Here is an 18,696-nt window from a genome sequence, read left to right as displayed (position 1 = left end):
GAGCGGAGGCTGTCACCATGGCGATGAATCTCGGGGGCGAGGAAAAGATCAGCGCGCCGATCGGCAAGGTCTGGGACGCCCTGAACGATCCCGCAATCCTCAGGCAATGCATCCCCGGTTGCGAGACCCTGGAGAAGAAGTCGGATACGGAACTGACGGCGGTCGTATCGCTCAAGGTCGGGCCGATCAAGGCGCGCTTCAACGGCGAAGTCCAGCTCATGAACCTCAACCCGCCGCATTCCTACACGATCCAGGGCGAGGGAAAGGGCGGCGTCGCCGGTTTCGCCAAGGGCGGCGCGGACGTGGAACTGAAGGAAGCCGGTCCCAACGAGACCCTGCTGTCTTACACGGCCAGGGCGGACGTCGGCGGCAAGATGGCCCAGCTCGGCGGCCGACTGATCGAATCCACGTCCAAGAAGTTGGCCGGGCAGTTCTTCTCGAAGTTCAACGAGATCGTCAGCGGAAGCTGAACCGGGACCAGGTCCGGCGCTGGTGGAGCGCCGTTGGCCTCACCGCCTGCGGTAGTTCGGTGCCCGCTTCTGGAGGAACGCCGAGACGCCTTCCTTGTAGTCGTCCGACATGCCGGCCTCGCGCTGCAGCTGACGCTCCAGATCGAGCTGCTCGTCGAGCGAATTGGTCGAGGCGGCGTGGATCGCCCTTTTGGTCAGCCCATAGGAATTCGTTGGACCGGCCGCGAACGTCTCCGCCAGCGCGACCGTCTCTTCCATGAGCTTCTCGTCGTCGACGGCTTTCCAGATCAGGCCCCATGCGGCTGCATCCTCGGCCGGCAGGGGATGGGCCGTCAGCGCCAGCGCCTTGGCGCGCGCCTCGCCGAGAAGCCGCGTGAGCCAGTAGGTCCCGCCGGCATCGGGTACCAGGGCAATCTTGGAGAAGGCCTGGATGAACTTCGCCGAACGCGCCGCCAGCACGATGTCGCAGGCGAAAGCGATGTTTGCGCCCGCCCCCGCGGCGACACCGTTGACCGCGCAGATCACCGGCTTCGGCATGCCCCGGATCATCCGGACCAGAGGGTTATAGTATGTCTCCAGCGTCTTGCCGAGATCCGGCCTCTCGCCGCTGATCGACGGATCGCGGTCGGAGAGATCCTGCCCGGCGCAGAAGCCGCGGCCGGAACCGGTCAGCACGATGGCACGACAGTCGTCGTCGCGCCCGCACGTCTCGAGGGCCGCGCGCAGCTGCCGATGCTGCATTTCGTTAAATGCGTTGAGACGTTCGGGGCGGTTCAGCGAAAGGATGCTGTAGCCGTCCCGCCGCTCGTGCAGTACTGTTTCTTCGCTCATGCGCCTGATCCTCCTTGCGCCGGCCGGTCCGGCAAGGAAGTCGCCGACGATCCTGGCCGAACTCGGTCTCCGGGCCCGGACCGTGCAGAGACGCTGGACTCGGCCGAAAAGTCGGGCCATGAGCGGCACAAAGCATTCATCCGGGGCAGGATGGCGGATACCGGTTGGAGCAGGTCATGGCAAGTCAGATGCTGGAAATGGAAGAGCGGCCGCAACCGAGGGCCATGCTCACGGAAGATCTCTTCGATGCGCTGTTCGCCGGCTGCACGCACGAGCACTATCGCGCTGGGCATCACCTGTTCATGCAGGACGACATCGCTGAGCGGGTCTACGGCGTTATCGAGGGCGCCGTGGAGATCGCGCTCTACTCCGAAGGCGGGCGCAAACTTGTCGCCAATCTCGAGACGGAAAAATGCGTCTTCGGCGAGATCGCGACGCTGGACGGTGGCACCCGCACCGCGACCGCGACCTGCCTGACGGACGCCACCCTGGTCTCGCTCTCGCGCCGGCAGCTCTTCGACCGGATCGAGCAGCACCCGAAGCTGGCGACGACCATGATTGGCCTGTTGTGCGCGCGGCTCCGGTACATCAGCGCCGAACTCGGCGACCAGGCCCTTCTCAAGATCGAGGCGCGGCTGGCGAAGCGCCTTTCGTTCCTGTCCGGCCTCATCAAGGACGAGGGCGGCTGGATCCACATCTCGCAGTCGGACCTGGCCGAATTCCTCGGCGCGACGCGGGAATCCGTTAACAAGACGCTGACCGACCTGCGCAAGTCCAAGCTCATCGACGTCAAGCGGGGCGCGATCAAGATCCTCAACGATCGCGGCCTCGAACGGATCGGCGCCGCGTCGGGCGACTGAGCCGCTATACCGGGCAATCGGGCGGCAGGCTTCTATGCCTCCACCAACTCCGCCTCGACGGGTTCTGCGTCCGCGGCAGGACCGGGCGTCGATGGGGCCACCGCTTTCGCTTCCCCCGCCAGCGCGCGCAGATAGCGCAGCGAGCGCCTGCCCGGCATGAAGAAGTAGCCTCCGCCCTTTACCGTCACGAAGGCTGTCAGCCCCTGCAGCGTGAGCGGCCCGTCCGGCGTCGGGATGGTGTAGCTGCCGGGCGCCGACTGGTTGCCCACGAGCGGGTCCTGCTCTGCGCGAAGTCCGTTGAAGTTCGGGTTCATGACCCAGGTCTGCTGCACGAATTCGAACTGACGCTCGATGTCGGCATTCAGGCACATGAAGAGGATGCCCTTTTCCGGACCGTTTTCCCAGGCGCGGCTGATACGCAGAATGCGGTGGCGCTTCGACAGGCCGATCTGGGTTTCCGCGTCGGTGCCTAGCGAGTCGCGCGGGTTGGAGCGTCGGACGTGCGAACCGAACGGACAGCGCAGGCCCTGCGGATCCTCCTTGCCGAACAGGAAACCATTGTCGCCCGCGCTTCTCCTGCGGTTCGCGCCGGCCTGATCGGAAGCGGACGGATCATCCTTGCGAGCGCTGCCGCGCGGATTGCGGACAAGCGAGGAACCGTCTTTCCAGCGGCCGAACATTTTGGCGGCGATCCATTCCTCGGCGGGCCGGCCATCCATTTCCGGGGATCCGAGCGCGGCTGCCGCTTCCCGGCAGAAATCCTCGAACCGGTCGACATGCTGCACGAGATCGCGCACCACGAGGAAGGATCCGTTGCGCCCGAAATCGCGGCGCGCCTCGTCTTCCGCGGCCGTCGTTGCGGACGGCAGACCGGCGAGATACCCGTCCGGATCGCTGGCGGGATCCACGGTGAGCGACCTCGGCACGTACCCGCTCTGGTCGGCGTAGCCTAGCAGGAACTCGCCCGCGGCGACGCGGTGCTGCTGGTCGCCCGGCGCGCGCGCGCGCGGTGTGCCGTCGATGACCGGCTGCGAAATTCCGTCGCGGAAGCCGAAGTGCTCGATCGGATTGCCGTCGGCGTCCTTCCTGATCGTGAGCGGCTGGCGCGCGACCGGCACGATACGGGCGGATTTCGCGACCCGGGCGATCGCGGCGGTCTTCTTGCGCAGCCGGGCTTTCGTCCGGGCGTAGCAGACGACGACGGCATCGGCGGCCCTGTCGGGTCCGCCCCACAGCCAGTTGGCGGATGCGCTCTCGCCGATGTCGCCCAGCACACGATCCTGGTTGGGAGCAGCCATGCCGCGGACGAACGCCGTCGGAAGCCCGCACACGACGCTCTCGCCATCGAGGCCGAGCTTGCGCAGTCCGCCCGCGGCGAGAGCGATCACCATCGCCTCCTCGTCGGGCAAGCGGTCGCCGAACGTGGCGTTCGCCAGCACATGGTCGAGGAAGCGCCGCTTCTCGTCGTCGCCCAGGTCCTCCGGCATCGACAGCGCCATCATCTCGGCTTCCCCGAGCCTGCCCATGCCGCCGAAGAAGATCGCCTGGATCTCCTCGTTCTCGAGCTTTTCCGCGGGCCGCGGCGAGGACCCGAACTCGGAAAAGAGCGCGGCCGCTTCGCTGTCGGAATCGGCGGACGCAAAGGCGGCGCGGATCGCCGCGTTCTTGCGGACGTGGAAGGTCGTGAGCTTCGGATAGGCGGAATACCAAAACAGCGTCGGGATCTGCTGCTCGCGCGCCCAGTGCTTGAACAGGTCGCCGTTCTCAGCCCCCTTCTGGAACAGGTTGCGGGTCTTCGGGTAGCCGAGCGTGTTGCTCCACACGCCCGTCAGGCCGGCGCTGGCCTTGGTGATGAAGTCCTCGAGATAGCTTCCCCAGCTGCCGCCGTAATTGCTGAAGAAGAGGAGCTTGTCGGTACCGGGCAGCAGCACCCAGCGGGCATAGTGGATCGAGCCGATGTCGGAGAGCCGTCCCGGCGGGAAGGCGTGCGTGGCCGCACCCTTGATCACCGCGAAGGCCAGCCGCAACGTCAGCCGGCGCAAGAGCCCGGGCTTCATCATCGAGATGGCGACCAGGTGATTGTGGGCGTGATGGTTCTCGCGATCGGCGATGGGAGCGAAACGCTCCGGCGGCAGAGGCACGCCTTTCTCGGCGTCGCGATCCTCCTTCTTTCGCAATGCCAGGTATGCCGCCCCAACGATCACCGCGACCACGACGACGATCGACATGAGCGCCAGTACGAGGCTCGCCAGCACCATGAGGACCACACTCGCAAAGCCGGTCGCGGGTCCGAAGGCGTAGCCGAAGAACAGCGCCGCAAGCGCCAGGCAGAGCACGGCCGCCGGACCCCATACCTTCCAGTTCTTCAAGGTGGCCGATAGCGCGTCCGTCAGCGTGCGTTCCGGACCCTCCAGCCCGTGCGGCGCGCGCTGGAAGGCCCATTCGAAGCCGCCGGCGGACAGCACGGTTTCCCGCAGGCGTGCCAGCCGCTGGCCGGCGCTCTCTCCCGGCCGGCGCGGGTCCGTGAACAGGACGTGCCGCAGCGTCTCCTCGAATGCGCACTCGGCCTTGATGCGATGCACGGAATGCCCGGGCGTGCCGGTGAAGCAGAGGCCCGCGGCCTTGTGGATGCCGGGCGCGACATCGACCGCGTGGCCGCGCATGAACTCGGTGAAGTCGGCCCCGGGTCTGAGGGCGCCGGCGGCTTCGAAGATCGGCCGCAGGTCGGCTCCGGCGTGCTCGGCGACGGCCGCGATCGCGGCGTCGCGCTCGCCGTCGGCGGAGAATTCCAGCACCAGGTCGAGACGGTCGCCCGGCTTCTCCGCCACCGGATCGGCGCTGCCGATGACCGATAGGCTAGCGAAGTGAACGATGCCCGTCGCGTCCAGCGCCCGGTTGATTCCGTCCGTCGCCGGATTCCCGAGCCTATCGACCGCATCCCGCAGCATCGGCGCGTCGACACCTTCGCGCACCCTGGCTGCGATGGTGACGAAGGCGTGGCCGACCGTCTTCGACGCCTCGGTCACGTCGAAATCGACGTGCAGCGACTCGGGAAACGCGCCGCGGCGTTTCAGCCTGCCGGCGGGGCCAGGAGCGCGCCGCAGGCCGGGCCGCTCGAACAGTGCCCGCATGCATTCCGCGATCTGCACCTTGGCGATGGCCGAACCGATGCACCAGTGGATGCCGTGGCCATAGACCATGTAGTCCTTCGCCGGCCGGTCGGGGTTGAACCGTTCCGGGTCGGCGACGGTCTCCTCGTCGAACATTGCCGACAGAATGGACGGCATGATCGTCATGCCCGCCTTCAGTTTTCTCTCGCGCCAGGTGCCCTGCGCGATGACTGTGTCGCGCGCGACATACCGGAAGGGGCCGATGAAGATCGGCTTGAAGCGCATGGTCTCCAGGATCGCCCGGTCAAGCGCCGCGTCGTCGTTGGACCGCACCGCGTTGCGGACGGCCGCATAGGCGTCCTTGCGCGACAGCAGCACGTCCAGGCCGTTCGCTGCAGCCAGCAGGTTTGTCGGCGCGAAGCCGGAGATCATGCCCATCATCACGGACTTGATGTCGTCACGGCCGAGCGCCTCCGGCTTGGCCTGATGGATGGCGACCAGCCGGGCCAGCGGCGTATGCGGCGGACAGTCGCCGGCAATCGCCCGATCGATGGAGCGGTCGATCTCCCGGCGCATGTGATGGGCGGCGACGACGGCCAGTTCGCGCGTCGTGGCATCGCCAGACGGATCGGAGAAGAAGAGCGCGCTGAGCGCGATCGACCAGTCGGCGAATTCCTCCTCGTCCTCGATGATCATGCCGAAATACTCCCGGCAGATGCGGACGGGAACGAGCTTCAGGAGGCCGCCGACGGCGTCGAAGCCCGGCATCGCACCACGCATGATCGCCTGCGCGTGGTTCCGGGCGACCGGCCGAACGCGGCTTTCGACTTCGTCCGGCGGAAATGCGGAGAGCACGGACGATTTGAGCGTGCGGTAGGCACAACCGTCCTGCATGCCGAGTATGAAGTTGGCCCCCCCGGCCATCTCCGCCATCTCCGGCCCGAACGGGGTCTGGAACACGTCCTGGCGCTCGAAGACCTCGCGCACGTCGGCGGCTTTGGTGACGAGCGCGAAATTGCCGATGCGCGGGATTGGCCGGTAGCGCCGGAGCAGCGCCAGCCACCACCGCGGGCTCTCGACCAGGGAGCCGATCGCGCGCGAGGCCAGCCCCTTGCTTCGCATCCGCTCCGCGTCGAACGGCGGCAGTTCGGCCACCGGCTTCTGCGCGGCCTGCGCGCGCTTCACGCCATCGAAGAACTTGGTCGTGAACATCCGTGTCCCCGCTATTGGTCCCGCATGCCAGCTACGGCCGCCCGGGCCGAGGTGTAAGTGAGGCGCTTCACAGAACCGGTGTTCTTTTTCCACCCTGGCGGGAAACGGGTGTTCAGTCCCTATCGGCCATCAGGAATCCCTCGATCAGGAAGCGGTTGAGTTCGGGCCGGGCGAAAGGGATGACCTCGGCCCGTTCGACTCGGAAGTCCGGGTCGCGAGCGAGGAGAAGGGAACGTTCGTGCCTCGCCTCTTCACACCGGCCCATCCGGGCGAGCGCGCCGATCTTGAGGAAGCGGGCGTACCAGTAGGACGGCGCGAGCGCGAGCGAACGATCCGCGACCGCGGCGGCGGCTGGCCAGTCCTCCACGTGGCTGTAGGCGGAGGCGAGTTCGCCGAGATTGTGGAACCGGTAGAGATCGAAGGGGCTCAGCCGTTCCGCGTCCTGGAACAGGGGGATGGCGCGGGAGGACTCCCCGAGCAGATTGTGCGCGCTGCCCATCGCCGAGCGTGCGAAGGCGAAGCTAGGATTGATCCGCAGCGCCTCCGCCAGATGTTCGAGCGCGTTTGCCGGACGCTTCAGCATGATGTCGGTGATGCCCAGGTGCGCGTGCGGACGCGCATCCTGGCTGTCCATGTAGAGCGCCTTGCGCGAGTAGTGCACGACCTTTTCCAGGTCCTTGTGGTACTCGCCCGAACCGCCGAAATTCACCCACGCGCGCCAGAAGTGCCACCAGGCGAGTTCGTCCAGCACCGTGCTCGAATTGGGGTCGCGATCGAAGGCGGCGAGGAAGAAGTCGAGCGCCATCTGCGTATCCTCGCGGGTACGGCGCTGCATGTGCCACCGGCCGCGCCGCACGAGTTGCCATGTCTCGAGGCTTTCCCACGGCACGCGGAAGGTGCGCGCCTGCTCCATGCGGTCGACTTCCTTTTCGAGCGTCGCCACGATCTCGGTGCCGATCTCGCCCTGCATCTCGGTCATCTCGCTGGCGTCGCGGTCGTAGCGGCGGGACCAGATGTTGCGATTGGTCGAGGCGTCGTCCAGCGCGGCGCGCAGGCGCAGGGTGCCGCCGCTGCGCGAGAGGGTTCCGGTGACCACGTAGCGCGCGCCCAGCGCGCGGCCTGCCGCCTCCGGCATCAGCGCCTCGTCGGAGAGCTGCCGGCTGGAATTCATCGCGATGACGGGCAGCCAGCGGGTGTTCGAGAGCCCGGCAATGATGTCCTCGGCGATGCCCTCGCCCATGTAGCGGATCTCGGGGTCGTCAGCGTCGATCCTGAAGGGAAGGACGGCGACCGCTGGGGGCCCGCCCTTGCCGTCGGCGCGGAAGAAGGAGAAGGCCGGAGCGACGTCCTGGGTCTCCGCGCGTGCGGTCAGGCCGCGCTCGACGCGATAGGCGCGCACCGGCAGGAGGATGTTGTGGAACTCCCGTTCCCCAAGATCGACGAAACTGACGGCCGCACGGCCGCGCAGATGATGCCAGCTGGTCTCGGAGATCACGACCCCGCCGTCCGGGGCGATCTCCTGCAGCCGGGCGGCGATGTTGACGTCGTCGCCGTACCGGCTCTCGTCGCGGACGATCACCTGGCCGGTATTGATCCCGGCCCGGAACGCCATGCGCCGCTCGGGCGGCAGGCTCTCGTTCGCCGACCGGATCTGGTCCTGGAAATCCAGCACCGCGAGCAGGGCGTCGATCGGCGCGCCGAACTCGGCCATCATGCTGTCGCCAGCCGGGCCGAACATGCGGCCGCCGAACTTGCTGCAGGCGGCGTCGATGAGGTCGCGCCGCTCCTCGAAGATCGCGACCGCCGCCTCGTCGTCGAGGCCCATCAGGCGAGAGAACCCGACCGCATCGATCGAAACGATCGTCGCCACGTGCCGTATGAACTCACGGCCGGCCATCCAAGCCCCATCTCAATCGAGCCGCCACGATTGCGATGTGTTCCCACCGCAGGTCGTCCAAATGCGCTCGGCGTCACAGTTTCGTTGGCGCGACGCCGCAGGGGCACTCGATCAATGCACTTGCGGCGCGACCGCGCGCACAAGCATTAGCAAATATAGGTTAAGAGTTCTAACGGAAATGCCGGTGACGCGTATCTGGGTCGAGACTATTCGAACACGATAGCGGGAGCGGCATCGCGAGATTTCTCCTCTCCGAGCCGCTCGATCACACGCAGCGCGATATCCCGGTAGATCTTCGCGTGAGGACCTTCCGGCTGCGAGACTACCACGGGCGTGCCGCTGTCGGAGGTTTCCCGGATGGCCATCTCCAGCGGCACCTCTCCAAGGAAGGGCACGTCCAGCCGTTCCGCCTCTTTCCTGGCGCCGCCATGGCCGAAGATGTCGTATCGCCTGCCGGTGTCGGGCGCGATGAAATAGCTCATGTTCTCCACGATGCCGAGCAGCGGCACGTCGACCTTGCGGAACATGTTCAGGCCCTTGCGCGCGTCGATCAACGCCAGGTCCTGCGGGGTCGACACGATGACGGCGCCGGCGAGCGGCACCTGCTGCGCCATGGTCAGCTGCGCGTCGCCGGTGCCCGGAGGCATATCGACGACCATGACGTCGAGTTCGCCCCATTCGACTTCGCGGAGCATCTGCGTCAGGGCCGACATCACCATCGGCCCGCGCCAGATCATCGGCGTCTCCTCGTCGACGAGGAAGCCCATGGACATGACCTTGAGGCCGAACTTCTGCATCGGCCTCAGGATCTTGCCGTCGACTGTCTCCGGCCGGCCGGAGAGCCCGAGCAACCTCGGCATGGAGGGACCGTAGATGTCGGCGTCGAGAACGCCGACCTTCAGCCCGTGCGTCTGCAGCCCGAGCGCGAGGTTGAGCGCGGTCGTCGACTTGCCCACGCCTCCCTTGCCCGATGCCACCGCGATGATCGATGCCACGCCGGGTACCCCGCGCTTGCCGGACTGCCGCGATGCCGGCGCCAGCTGCGGAGCGGGTTTCGCAGCCGTGGGAGCAGGCCGCGGCGGCGGCGTGGCGCGTTCCATGCCGCCGCCCTTCTTCTCCGCCGTCAGGGCGACCACGGCGCCCGAGACGCCGGGCATCGCCTTCACGGCACGCTCGGCTGCGGTGCGCAGCGGTTCCAGTTCCTGCGCACGGGCCGCCGGAACGGTGATGGAGAAGAAGACCTTTCCGTCGGCGATGAAGATGTCGGAGACCAGCCCGAGCGAGACGATGTCGCCTTCGAAGTCAGGCCCCTTGATGGTGCGCAATGTTTCGAGGACGGATTCTCGGGAGACGGGCATGGGCGGTTCCGGTTCGTTTCGCGCCCTGAGATAATGCAGTTGCCTCCACGGGCCAAGGGCAAGGCCGGAACTACTCGGCCAATGCAGCGATGCTGTGCACGAATGCGTTCGGGACCGTCTCGTCGATGGCAGACGTTCCCGACTGGTCGCTCGCGATCAGGTAGAGATTGCCGGAGCCGTGCCGGAAGGCCACGTAGTCGCGGTAGGTCTCGTAGACGTCGCCGTCCTTGCACGCGGTGAAGGCGGTCGAGATTGCCGGATCCTCCTCCGCCGGTTTCTTGCCCGACGCGAAGGCGCCGCGGCATTTGCGGGCGTCTTCGGCGATGGCTTCGGCGATCACGCCGTCGAGTCGCGCGGAACCAGGATCATAGACCCTCAGCGCGCCGTCGCCCGACGGAGACGTCCAGGCGATGGCGGCGGAGCGGTCGAATTCCGAGCCGTCCGACCCGGAAGCCGTGTGGTCCGTGAACCGGTACTGCGCGAAAGCGTCGGACCGGAAGACGCGGAACATGAACCGCACCGCGTCGAGCGTCGGCTCGGGCGTGTCGAGCAGGACGGGACCGGCGCTGGCCGTCGTCGCGCGCTGTCCGTCGGCGCCGCCCCCGGGCAGATCGAGGGCGGCCGTCTGCGGCAGATCCCCTTGCCTGTTCGAAGAGTCCGCCGAAGTCGACACGGCCGCCGTGGTTGGCGCTTGCGGGTCGCTGTTTGCGTCGGCGCGCGTGGCTTCGGGCGCAAACGCCGGAATGAGGGTCGGCATGGCCCCCTCGACCGTTCTGTTGGCCGATGGATCGCCCGCGTAGGTCGGCGCCTGCGGCCCGCTGCTCGCCTCGCGCCGCGTCGCTTCCGGCGCGTGGGTCGGAATGGCGGTTGGCATTGCCCCGTCGAGGCTCATGGAGGCCGAAGGAACGCCCGGCGCCCCGGGAGCCGGCTGGTCGCGATAGTTGATGTTGCGTTCCACGCATTTGAGCGTGCGCGACAGGGCGCGCGAGGTGCCCGTCAGCACGAAGGAATAGCTCTGGCTGCCCGCGTCGATCCTGAGCATCTTGCCGCGGCGGAACTGGTTGAAGACGCGGTCGGTCGCGACGAGTTCGGCAAGAAGGAAGTCCTTCGAGATGACCCGCGCATCCGAAGCATTCGCGCCGCTGCGGTCGACCTCATAGGTGATCGGGATGCTCTCGCCCGGCGTCATGGCCCACTCGGGATGCGACATGCCCAGCCGCCAGTGATAGGTCTTGTCGATGGCGAAGTGCAGCCGTATCCCCGACTGGTAGTCGGTCGCCATTGCGCAATGGCTGAAGGCGCCCTGGTCGGTGTAGGCGCCGCCCGACCATTTTCCGGAACTGAAGCCGCTGCCGGCGATCTCGTCCGCCATTGCGGAAACGGCCGTTGCAATCATCACGGCGCACGTTGCTACGATGCGAATTACCATGCCTGACCTCCGACCCGAGGGCGTTCATGTGGCAGTGGCGCGGCGGGAAATGCCGCTCCGTCAATCGCGTCAGCCCCATCATAGCGTCAATTCGGCGTTGCGCCAATCTGCGACGTCATCGCCGGAAATCTCCATTGATAGTTACAAACGCAACAGTCACGATTGTAACTGGAAACGGAGGTATCGCCATGAAGATCGAGAAGATCCACCACGTCGCCTATCGCTGCAAGGACGCGAAGGAGACGGTCGACTGGTACGTGAAGAACCTGAACATGGACTTCGTGCTCGCGATCGCCGAGGACCACGTCCCGTCGACGCACGAGCCCGACCCATACATGCATGTCTTCCTCGACGCCGGCGGCGGCAACGTGCTCGCCTTCTTCGAGCTGCCGACGAAGCCTCAGATGGGCCGCGACGAGAACACGCCGCGCTGGGTCCAGCACTTCGCCTTCAAGGTAAAGGACCGCGACGCGCTGCTGGAATACAAGGCGCATCTGGAGGCGAACGGCATCGACGTGCTCGGCGTCACCGACCACTCGATCTTCCATTCGATCTACTTCTTCGACCCCAACGGCCACCGGATCGAACTCGCCTGCCCCGACCCGGAGGAAGAGGCGCTGGTCAAGCGGCTGGATGCGGTGAAGTGGGACATGCTGGAAGAATGGTCGCGCACGAAGCGCGCCCCGAAGCATGCCGACTGGCTGCACGCGAAGGAACTGGCGGAGGTGGGGTAACGGGGGAGTGATCTTCCCTCACCGCGCATGACAGTCCGCATTCCACCCTGGCGGTGAAAGGAAGCACCCCCTCACCGTCTCGCTTCGCGAGCCACCTCTCCCCCTGCCCGGGGGAGAGGAAAGGCGCGGCGCCGATCTCGCTCGTCCGCCTTGGTACTGGCACGAAGCCGAAGCTGCGTTTCCTCTTCCCCGGGCAGGGGGAGAGGTGGATCGGGCGAAGCCCGAGACGGTGAGGGGGTGCTACTAACCGCCGCGAACCGCATGAACGTCGATCGACGGTTCCGCCGGTCCCTGATCGCAGCTACCCGTGCGCAACCATCACGTGCCGCACCGCCGTATAGTCCTCCAGCGCATAGAGCGACATGTCCTTGCCGTAGCCGGACTGCTTCAGCCCGCCATGCGGCATCTCGTTGGTCAGCATGAAGTGGGTGTTGATCCAGGTGCAGCCGTATTGCAGCCGCGCCGCCGTCGCCATGGCGCGGCCGACGTCCTTGGTCCAGACCGACGAGGCCAGCCCGTAGTCGCTGTCGTTGGCCCAGGTCACCGCCTCGTCGACGTCGGAGAAGCGCGTCACCGAGACGACCGGCCCGAACACCTCGCGTTGCACGATCTCGTCCTTCTGCTGCGCGTTCGCGACGACGGTCGGCTGGTAGTAGAAGCCGCCGGTGTCGCCGGCCTTGCCGCCGGTGGTGATTTCGATGTGCTTGAGTTCGGCCGCGCGCTCGACGAAGGAGGCGACGCGGTCGCGCTGGCGCTTCGAGATCAGCGGCCCGATCTCGTTCTGCGTGTCGTCCTCCTGGCCGTATTTGATGGTCGAGACCGCCGAGGAGAGGTCGGCCACGAGCTTGTCGTAAATCTTCCCGCCCGCATAGATGCGGCAGGCGGCGGTGCAGTCCTGGCCGGCATTGTAGTAGCCGAAGGCGCGCAGGCCGTTGACCACCGCGTCGATATCGGCGTCGTCGAAGACGATGACGGGCGCCTTGCCGCCGAGTTCCAGATGTGTGCGCTTGACCGACTTGGCCGCAGCCTGCAGCACCTTCTTGCCGGTGGCAACGTCGCCGGTGATGGAGATCATGTTGACCTTGGGATGGTTGATTAGCGCGTTGCCGACGCTCTCGCCGCGCCCGAGCACGACGTTGACGACGCCCTCCGGCAGGATCTCGGAGAGGATCTTCGCCAGTTTCAGCGCCGTCAGCGGCGTCTGCTCGGACGGCTTGAAGACCACCGTGTTGCCGCCGGCGATCGCCGGCGCCAGCTTCCAGGCCATCATCATCAGCGGGTAGTTCCAGGGCGCGATGGAGGCGACGACCCCGATCGGATCGCGCCGCACCATCGAGGTGTGGCCCGGCAGGTACTCGCCCGCCACGACGCCCGGCATGGTGCGCACCGCGCCGGCGAAGAACCGGTAGCAGTCGACGATGGCGGGGATCTCGTCGTTCTTCACCGCGTTGATCGGCTTGCCGCAGTTGAGCGCTTCCAGCGCGGAGAAGCCGTCGGCCTCCGCCTCGATGCGCTCGGCGATCTTGAGCAGGTAGCCCGAGCGCTGTGCCGGCGTGGTGCGCGACCATGTGACAAGGGCCTTCTCGGCCGCCGCGACCGCCGCCTCGATCTGCCCCTGGCTGGCCTCGGGCAGGTTGAGGATCGTCGCGCCGGTCCTCGGGTTGAGGATCGCCTCCTCGGTCTCGGTTCCGGCCTCGAACTTCGAGCCGATCAGCATTGCGGTGTCCATGGTGTGTCTCCCTTGTTCAATCGGCAGTAGGCAGTCGGCAGTCGGCAGTCGGGAAAGCTCTTCGTCCCGACTGCCGACTGCCCACTGCCGACTGCCTCGGTTTCACTTGCCCGCCCCGGCGATCTGGTCGCCGTCCCGGGTCAGATAGAAGGCAGCGAGGATGGGCAGGAAGGTGACGAGCACCACCACCATCGCCACGACGTTGGTGACCGGGCGCTGCCGCGGCCTGACCAGTTCCTCGAGCATCCAGATCGGCAGGGTCTGCTGCTGCCCGGCGGTGAAGGTGGTAACGATCACCTCATCGAAGGACAGCGCGAAGGCCAGCATGCCGCCCGCCAGCAGAGCGGTGCCGATGTTGGGCAGGATCACGTAGCGAAAGGTCTGGAAGCCGTCGGCGCCGAGATCCATCGACGCCTCGATCAGCGAGCCCGACGTGCGCCGGAAGCGGGCGACCGCGTTGTTGTAGACCACGACGACGCAGAAGGTCGCGTGACCAAGAACGATCGTCCAGGTCGAGAACGGGATTTCGGCGAGGTTGAACGCCGAACGCAGTGCGATGCCGGTGATGATGCCGGGCAGCGCGATCGGCAGGATGACGAGCAGCGAGATCGTCTCGCGTCCGAAGAACTTCGTCCGGCTGACGGCGGCAGCGCACAGCGTGCCGAGCACCAGCGCGATCGCCGTCGAGATCGCCGCGACCTGCACCGACAGCGACAGCGCCTGCCAGACGTCGGTCCGGTTCCACGTGACCTCCAGCCAGCGCAGGGTGAACCCCGGCGGCGGCCACTGGTAGCTCTTCTCCTCGGTCGTGAAGGCGTAGACGAAGATCAGCAGGATCGGCAGGTGCAGGAAGGCGAGCCCCGCCGCGGCGGCGAGCTTCAGGGCGAGCGGAGCCGACTGGCCGCGATCAGAGAGCATTGAACGCCCCCAGCCGCTTGGCGCCCCACAGGTAAAAACCCATCACCACGATCGGCACCACGGTGAAGGCGGCGGCAAGCGGGATGTTGCCGGCCGTGCCCTGGTGCACGTAGACCGCCTGCCCGAGGAAGAGATGCGACGTGCCGACGATCTGGGGGATGATGTAGTCGCCCAGCGTCAGCGAGAAGGTGAAGATCGAGCCCGCGACCATGCCGGGCAGCGCCAGCGGGAAGATCACGTTGCGGAAGGTCTGGCCGGGCGAGGCGCCGAGATCCGAGGAGGCTTCGACCAGGTTTCCCGGCACGCGCTCGAGCGCGGCCTGGAGCGGCAGGATCATGAAGGGCAGCCAGACGTAGAGGAATACGAGGAACGTGCCGGTGTAGCTGAAGGACAGCGAACTGCCGCCCACTATCGGCAGCGACAGCCAGGCGTCGAGCAGCCAGGCGAGGTGCAGCTTCGTAAGCAGCCAGGTGAGAATGCCCTCCTTGGCCAAGATCAGCTTCCAGGCATAGACCTTGACGAGATAACTCGACCACAGCGGCAGCATCACCGCCAGGTAGAAGAACGCCTTCCATTTTCCGCGCGCGTATCGCGCTGCGAAGTAGGCGATCGGAAACGCGACGACCGCCGCTGCGAGCGTCACCGTCGCGGCCATCCCGACGGTCCGGAAGATGATGTCGAGGTTCTGGGGGCGGAACAGTTCGCCATAGGTCTTGAGCGTGAACTCGTAGCGGATCATTCCCGAGAATTCGTCGATCGAGAAGAAACTCTGCGCGAGCAGCGCGAACAGCGACCCGAGATAGACGATGCCCAGCCACAGCACCGGCGGCGTCAGCATCAGAAAGAGAAGCAGCCCCGGATGCCGCCAGAACGTATCCGACAAGGCGCCGAACGCCCCGCCCCGTCCCGGCAGGACGGCGGGGTTGTGCCTCGAACCGGAGGATAGGACGGCGTCGCTCACCCCTCGCCCTCCATCACGTGCAGATGCTCGCGGTTGAAGGTGAGCACGACCGCTTCGCCTTCGGTCGGCAGCCTGGCGCCGGCGGGCACGATGGCGTGGAGGCGCAGGCCTTCGGCGTCGAGGGCGATGCGGGTGGCGGCGCCGAGATAGTTCTTCGCCACTACCCGTGCCCGCACGCCGTCGCCGGAGGCGGCGAGCTGGATTCGGATGGCTTCGGGCCTGAGGCTGCCCCAGGCCTTCCGGCCGTCGTAGCGCTGCACGAACTCTGGCGGCAGCACGTTGGAAGACCCGACGAAATCGGCCACGAAACGCGAGGCCGGGCGCTGGTAGATGTCTTCCGGCGAGCCGACCTGCATGACGCGGCCGTCGTTGAAGACGGCGACCCGGTCGGCCATGGACAGCGCCTCGCCCTGGTCGTGGGTGACGAAGATGAAGGTGATGCTGAGCTGGCGCTGCAAGGTCTTCAGCTCTTCCTGCATCTGTTCGCGCAGCTTCAGGTCGAGCGCGCCGAGCGGCTCGTCGAGCAGGAGCACCTTGGGCCGGTTGACGAGTGCACGGGCGAGCGCGACGCGCTGCCGCTGGCCGCCGGAGAGCTGGCCCGGGCGGCGCTGGCCATAGCCGGGAAGCTGCACCAGCGCCAGCGCCTCCTCCGCCGCCTTCATGCGCTCGGCCTTCGCCACGCCGCGCACCGTCAGCCCGTAGGCGACGTTGTCGACGACGTTGAGATGCGGGAACAGCGCGTAGTCCTGGAACACTGTGTTGACGTTGCGCCGGTACGGCGGCACGCCTTCCGCGGTCTCGCCGAAAATCTCGATGTGCCCGGCGGTCGGCTGCTCGAAGCCGGCGATGAGGCGCAGGCACGTGGTCTTGCCGGAGCCCGAGGGACCCAGCATCGCGAAGAACTCGCCGGCCGCGACGTCGAGATCGACCCGGTCCACGGCGCGCACGGGGCCGTAGTGGCGCGAGACGGACTGGAAGGAGACGGCTGTGGTCATGGGTTGGGATCGAGCCTGGTGCAGAATCACCCCTCATCCGTCTCGGCGCTTCGCGCCGAGCCACCTTCTCCCACAAGGGGAGAAGGTCGGCGCCCTTCCTTCTCCCCTTGTGGGAGAAGGTGGCCTCGCGAAGCGAGGTCGGATGAGGGGTAGCTTCGCTGGCCCGACCGTCTCCTCAGCGCCCGCCGATCACGCCGACATAGTCCGAGACCCAGCGGTAGTAGGGCACGCATTGGTCGTTCTGGCTGGCGCATTTCGAGGTCGGGGTGGTCCAGAAGCGGACCTGGTCGAAATTGTCCATGCCGTTGGCCGTGCAGCCTTCCGCCGTCTGCATGCCGGAGCCGTCGGTGCAGGCAGCCGGCACCGAGGGGTTGGCGCCGAACCAGACGGCCAGGTCGCTCTGCAGGTTGGACGACAGCGTGTGTTCCATCCACTTGTAGGCGCAGTTGGGATTCTCGGCGTCGGCATGCATCATGGTCGTGTCGGCCCACCCCGTGACGCCCTCCTTCGGGAACACGGAGGCGACCGGCTGGTTGTCGGCCTTCAGGAGGTTGACCTGGAACGGCCAGGAGCCCGACGCCACCACGCCCTCGTTCTTGAAGTCGTCGATCTGGATGAAGGCGTCGTGCCAGTAGCGGCCGACCAGTTGGCGCTGCTGGCGCAGAAGCTCCAGCGCCGCCTTGTACTGGTCCTCGTTGAGTTCGTAGGGGCTCTTGATGCCGAGGTCCGGCTTGTGCGTCATCAGGTAGAGCGCGGCATCGGCGACGTGGATCGGCCCATCATAGGCCTGCACGCGGCCCTTGTTGGACTTGCCGTCGCCCAGCGTCATCTCCTCGAAGACGACGTTCCAGGAGTCCGGCGCCTCCTTGAAGACCTCGGTGTTGTACATGAGTACGTTCGGGCCCCACATGTAGGGCACGCCGTAGTGGGTGCCGTCGACCGTGTGCCAGGGCGCGTCCTTCAGCCGGTCGTCGACCGTCGACCAGCTCGGGATCAGGTCCACGTTGACCGGCTGGACGCGCTTGCCGGCGACGAGGCGCAGCGAGGCGTCGCCGCTGGCCGTCACGAGATCGAACCCGCCCTCGTTCATCAGCGCCACCATCTCGTCCGACGTGTTGGCGGTCTTGACGTTGACCTTGCAGCCGCTCGCCTCCTCGAACTTGGTCACCCAGTCGAAGGCCTTGTCGGTCTCGCCGCGCTCGATGTAGCCCGGCCAGGCGACGATGTTGACCTGGCCCTCGCTTTCGCCGACTTCGGTCATCTGGGCCAGCGCCTGGCCCGAGACGGACAGCGCGAGCGCGAGCGCAGTGCAGGAATGCAGAAGCTTCTTCGTCATGACTGATCTCCCGTTGAAAGGGCCCGCTCTCTTGTGGCGGGATGATCCCTGCGGCCACAGTGACAGGATTGCAGCCATTCGCAATTTCATTTGTCAGAAAGGCGATATCGGTTCTTCCGATAGGAGAGCGAACGCGCGTGGCGTCAGAAACGTTCGAGCGTTGCCAGAGTGAGAGACAGCCCCGGAACGGCGGTCGAGACGATCTCCTCCGCGGCCGGGATCTGGCGGATCGAGCGATAGCCTTCCAGCCCCGGCTCGGCGTGGACGTGGATCAACTCCTTCACCGCGTCGATGACCCAGAGTTCCGGGATGCCGAAATGGGCATAGATCAGCGCCTTGCGGCCGAGGTCCCAGCGCAGGCTGGAATCGGCGATTTCCACCGCGAGGAGAGCCGTCCGGGGGTTGAGCGCCGCCAGACCGTCGGCCTTGCGGAAGAAGATGAAGTCGGGCTCGACGAAACTGTCCTCGCTGAGGCGGAAGGTGGTCTCGGTGGCGAAGATGAATTCTCTCGGCCGGACCTCGGCGAAGTACAACGTCAGCGCAACCTTCAGCGCCTCGTGCTGAATGCCCTTCGGGTTCATGGGCACGATCTCCCCCCCGATCAGTTCGAAGCGCTCATGCTCATCGAGGACGCCGGCTTTGACCATCGCCTCGATCTCGGCCACGGTCCACCGCCGCCGCTCCAGCCCCTCGGCGGCCCGTGTGGTGATCGGAAGGTCGGCTGAGCGAAGCTCGGGGTTTCGGAAGAGCTGGTTCATGCCGATGAGAATAGCATCCTCTCCGAGGTCGGCAAACGGGTTTCAAAAACGTGCGGCATCGGCAGGGACCTGACGCGCGGTGGCGCAGGGAACCTCAT

The 18,696-nt window shown here is 66.5% G+C and carries 14 protein-coding genes; 3 read left to right on the top strand and 11 right to left on the bottom strand.

Annotated elements, in window-relative coordinates; all coding sequences use genetic code 11:
• Positions 1–17: 17 nt before the first annotated feature.
• Positions 18–470, top strand: a complete 453-nt coding sequence (locus tag ABGN05_RS01255; protein WP_367952175.1) for an SRPBCC family protein — start codon at positions 18–20, stop codon at positions 468–470.
• A 39-nt stretch (positions 471–509) separates the two neighbouring features.
• On the opposite strand, the gene paaG is transcribed toward ABGN05_RS01255, so the two are convergent.
• Positions 510–1,301 (bottom strand): 2-(1,2-epoxy-1,2-dihydrophenyl)acetyl-CoA isomerase PaaG, encoded by a 792-nt coding sequence (gene paaG / locus ABGN05_RS01250; RefSeq protein WP_367952174.1) that lies wholly within the window; start codon positions 1,299–1,301, stop codon positions 510–512.
• 176 nt (positions 1,302–1,477) lie between these two features.
• On the opposite strand from paaG, the gene ABGN05_RS01245 reads away from it, so the two are divergent.
• Positions 1,478–2,161 carry a Crp/Fnr family transcriptional regulator gene (locus tag ABGN05_RS01245; protein ID WP_367952173.1) on the top strand — a complete coding sequence of 228 codons (684 nt, stop codon included), beginning with the start codon at positions 1,478–1,480 and terminating at the stop codon, positions 2,159–2,161.
• Positions 2,162–2,193: 32 nt separating this feature from the next.
• Here the strand turns inward: ABGN05_RS01245 and ABGN05_RS01240 are convergent, their stop codons facing one another.
• The 4 genes from ABGN05_RS01240 to ABGN05_RS01225 form a co-directional block, all read right to left on the bottom strand.
• Positions 2,194–6,483 (bottom strand): cytochrome P450, encoded by a 4,290-nt coding sequence (locus ABGN05_RS01240; protein ID WP_367952172.1) that lies wholly within the window; start codon positions 6,481–6,483, stop codon positions 2,194–2,196.
• Positions 6,484–6,595: 112 nt separating this feature from the next.
• A complete protein-coding gene (locus tag ABGN05_RS01235; protein ID WP_367952171.1) occupies positions 6,596–8,380 on the bottom strand; it encodes an adenylate/guanylate cyclase domain-containing protein in 1,785 nt (594 codons plus the stop codon).
• Positions 8,381–8,586: 206 nt separating this feature from the next.
• A complete protein-coding gene (locus tag ABGN05_RS01230) occupies positions 8,587–9,738 on the bottom strand; it encodes an Mrp/NBP35 family ATP-binding protein (RefSeq protein ID WP_367952170.1) in 1,152 nt (383 codons plus the stop codon).
• A gap of 70 nt (positions 9,739–9,808) precedes the next feature.
• Positions 9,809–11,167 (bottom strand): hypothetical protein, encoded by a 1,359-nt coding sequence (locus tag ABGN05_RS01225; protein ID WP_367952169.1) that lies wholly within the window; start codon positions 11,165–11,167, stop codon positions 9,809–9,811.
• A 188-nt stretch (positions 11,168–11,355) separates the two neighbouring features.
• Here ABGN05_RS01225 and ABGN05_RS01220 point away from each other — a divergent pair, with 188 nt between their 5' ends.
• On the top strand, positions 11,356–11,901 hold the full coding sequence (locus ABGN05_RS01220) for a VOC family protein (protein WP_367952168.1): 546 nt from the start codon (positions 11,356–11,358) through the stop codon (positions 11,899–11,901).
• 301 nt (positions 11,902–12,202) lie between these two features.
• Here ABGN05_RS01220 and ABGN05_RS01215 read toward each other — a convergent pair whose 3' ends face one another.
• The 6 genes from ABGN05_RS01215 to ABGN05_RS01190 form a co-directional block, all read right to left on the bottom strand.
• On the bottom strand, positions 12,203–13,630 hold the full coding sequence (locus ABGN05_RS01215; protein ID WP_367952167.1) for a gamma-aminobutyraldehyde dehydrogenase: 1,428 nt from the start codon (positions 13,628–13,630) through the stop codon (positions 12,203–12,205).
• A 102-nt stretch (positions 13,631–13,732) separates the two neighbouring features.
• Positions 13,733–14,548, bottom strand: a complete 816-nt coding sequence (locus ABGN05_RS01210) for an ABC transporter permease (protein ID WP_367952166.1) — start codon at positions 14,546–14,548, stop codon at positions 13,733–13,735.
• On the bottom strand, positions 14,538–15,509 hold the full coding sequence (locus ABGN05_RS01205) for an ABC transporter permease (protein WP_367952165.1): 972 nt from the start codon (positions 15,507–15,509) through the stop codon (positions 14,538–14,540). Before ABGN05_RS01205 ends, ABGN05_RS01210 begins: the two co-directional genes overlap by 11 nt.
• Entirely contained in the window at positions 15,506–16,504 is a 999-nt protein-coding gene (locus ABGN05_RS01200; protein WP_367952164.1) for an ABC transporter ATP-binding protein, read from the bottom strand. Before ABGN05_RS01200 ends, ABGN05_RS01205 begins: the two co-directional genes overlap by 4 nt.
• A gap of 175 nt (positions 16,505–16,679) precedes the next feature.
• Entirely contained in the window at positions 16,680–17,840 is a 1,161-nt protein-coding gene (locus ABGN05_RS01195) for an ABC transporter substrate-binding protein (protein ID WP_367952163.1), read from the bottom strand.
• Between the two features lie 143 nt (positions 17,841–17,983).
• Positions 17,984–18,598 (bottom strand): Uma2 family endonuclease, encoded by a 615-nt coding sequence (locus tag ABGN05_RS01190; RefSeq protein WP_367952162.1) that lies wholly within the window; start codon positions 18,596–18,598, stop codon positions 17,984–17,986.
• Positions 18,599–18,696: the final 98 nt, after the last annotated feature.

This window comes from Aquibium pacificum (assembly GCF_040839445.1).
GTDB lineage: Bacteria > Pseudomonadota > Alphaproteobacteria > Rhizobiales > Rhizobiaceae > Aquibium > Aquibium pacificus.
Note: the sequence above shows the minus strand (reverse complement) of the source record. Positions and strands in the feature narration are given on the sequence as shown.

What these genes read in the sequence shown, in the direction of transcription:
- ABGN05_RS01235 (WP_367952171.1), bottom strand. Translation starts at nt 8,380, where the DNA reads ATGGCCGGCCGTGAGTTCATACGGCACGTGGCGACGATCGTTTCGATC.
- ABGN05_RS01245 (WP_367952173.1), top strand. Translation starts at nt 1,478, where the DNA reads ATGGCAAGTCAGATGCTGGAAATGGAAGAGCGGCCGCAACCGAGGGCC.
- ABGN05_RS01190 (WP_367952162.1), bottom strand. Translation starts at nt 18,598, where the DNA reads ATGAACCAGCTCTTCCGAAACCCCGAGCTTCGCTCAGCCGACCTTCCG.
- ABGN05_RS01195 (WP_367952163.1), bottom strand. Translation starts at nt 17,840, where the DNA reads ATGACGAAGAAGCTTCTGCATTCCTGCACTGCGCTCGCGCTCGCGCTG.
- ABGN05_RS01255 (WP_367952175.1), top strand. Translation starts at nt 18, where the DNA reads ATGGCGATGAATCTCGGGGGCGAGGAAAAGATCAGCGCGCCGATCGGC.
- ABGN05_RS01200 (WP_367952164.1), bottom strand. Translation starts at nt 16,504, where the DNA reads ATGACCACAGCCGTCTCCTTCCAGTCCGTCTCGCGCCACTACGGCCCC.
- ABGN05_RS01215 (WP_367952167.1), bottom strand. Translation starts at nt 13,630, where the DNA reads ATGGACACCGCAATGCTGATCGGCTCGAAGTTCGAGGCCGGAACCGAG.
- ABGN05_RS01220 (WP_367952168.1), top strand. Translation starts at nt 11,356, where the DNA reads ATGAAGATCGAGAAGATCCACCACGTCGCCTATCGCTGCAAGGACGCG.
- ABGN05_RS01230 (WP_367952170.1), bottom strand. Translation starts at nt 9,738, where the DNA reads ATGCCCGTCTCCCGAGAATCCGTCCTCGAAACATTGCGCACCATCAAG.
- paaG (WP_367952174.1), bottom strand. Translation starts at nt 1,301, where the DNA reads ATGAGCGAAGAAACAGTACTGCACGAGCGGCGGGACGGCTACAGCATC.
- ABGN05_RS01240 (WP_367952172.1), bottom strand. Translation starts at nt 6,483, where the DNA reads ATGTTCACGACCAAGTTCTTCGATGGCGTGAAGCGCGCGCAGGCCGCG.
- ABGN05_RS01225 (WP_367952169.1), bottom strand. Translation starts at nt 11,167, where the DNA reads ATGGTAATTCGCATCGTAGCAACGTGCGCCGTGATGATTGCAACGGCC.
- ABGN05_RS01210 (WP_367952166.1), bottom strand. Translation starts at nt 14,548, where the DNA reads ATGCTCTCTGATCGCGGCCAGTCGGCTCCGCTCGCCCTGAAGCTCGCC.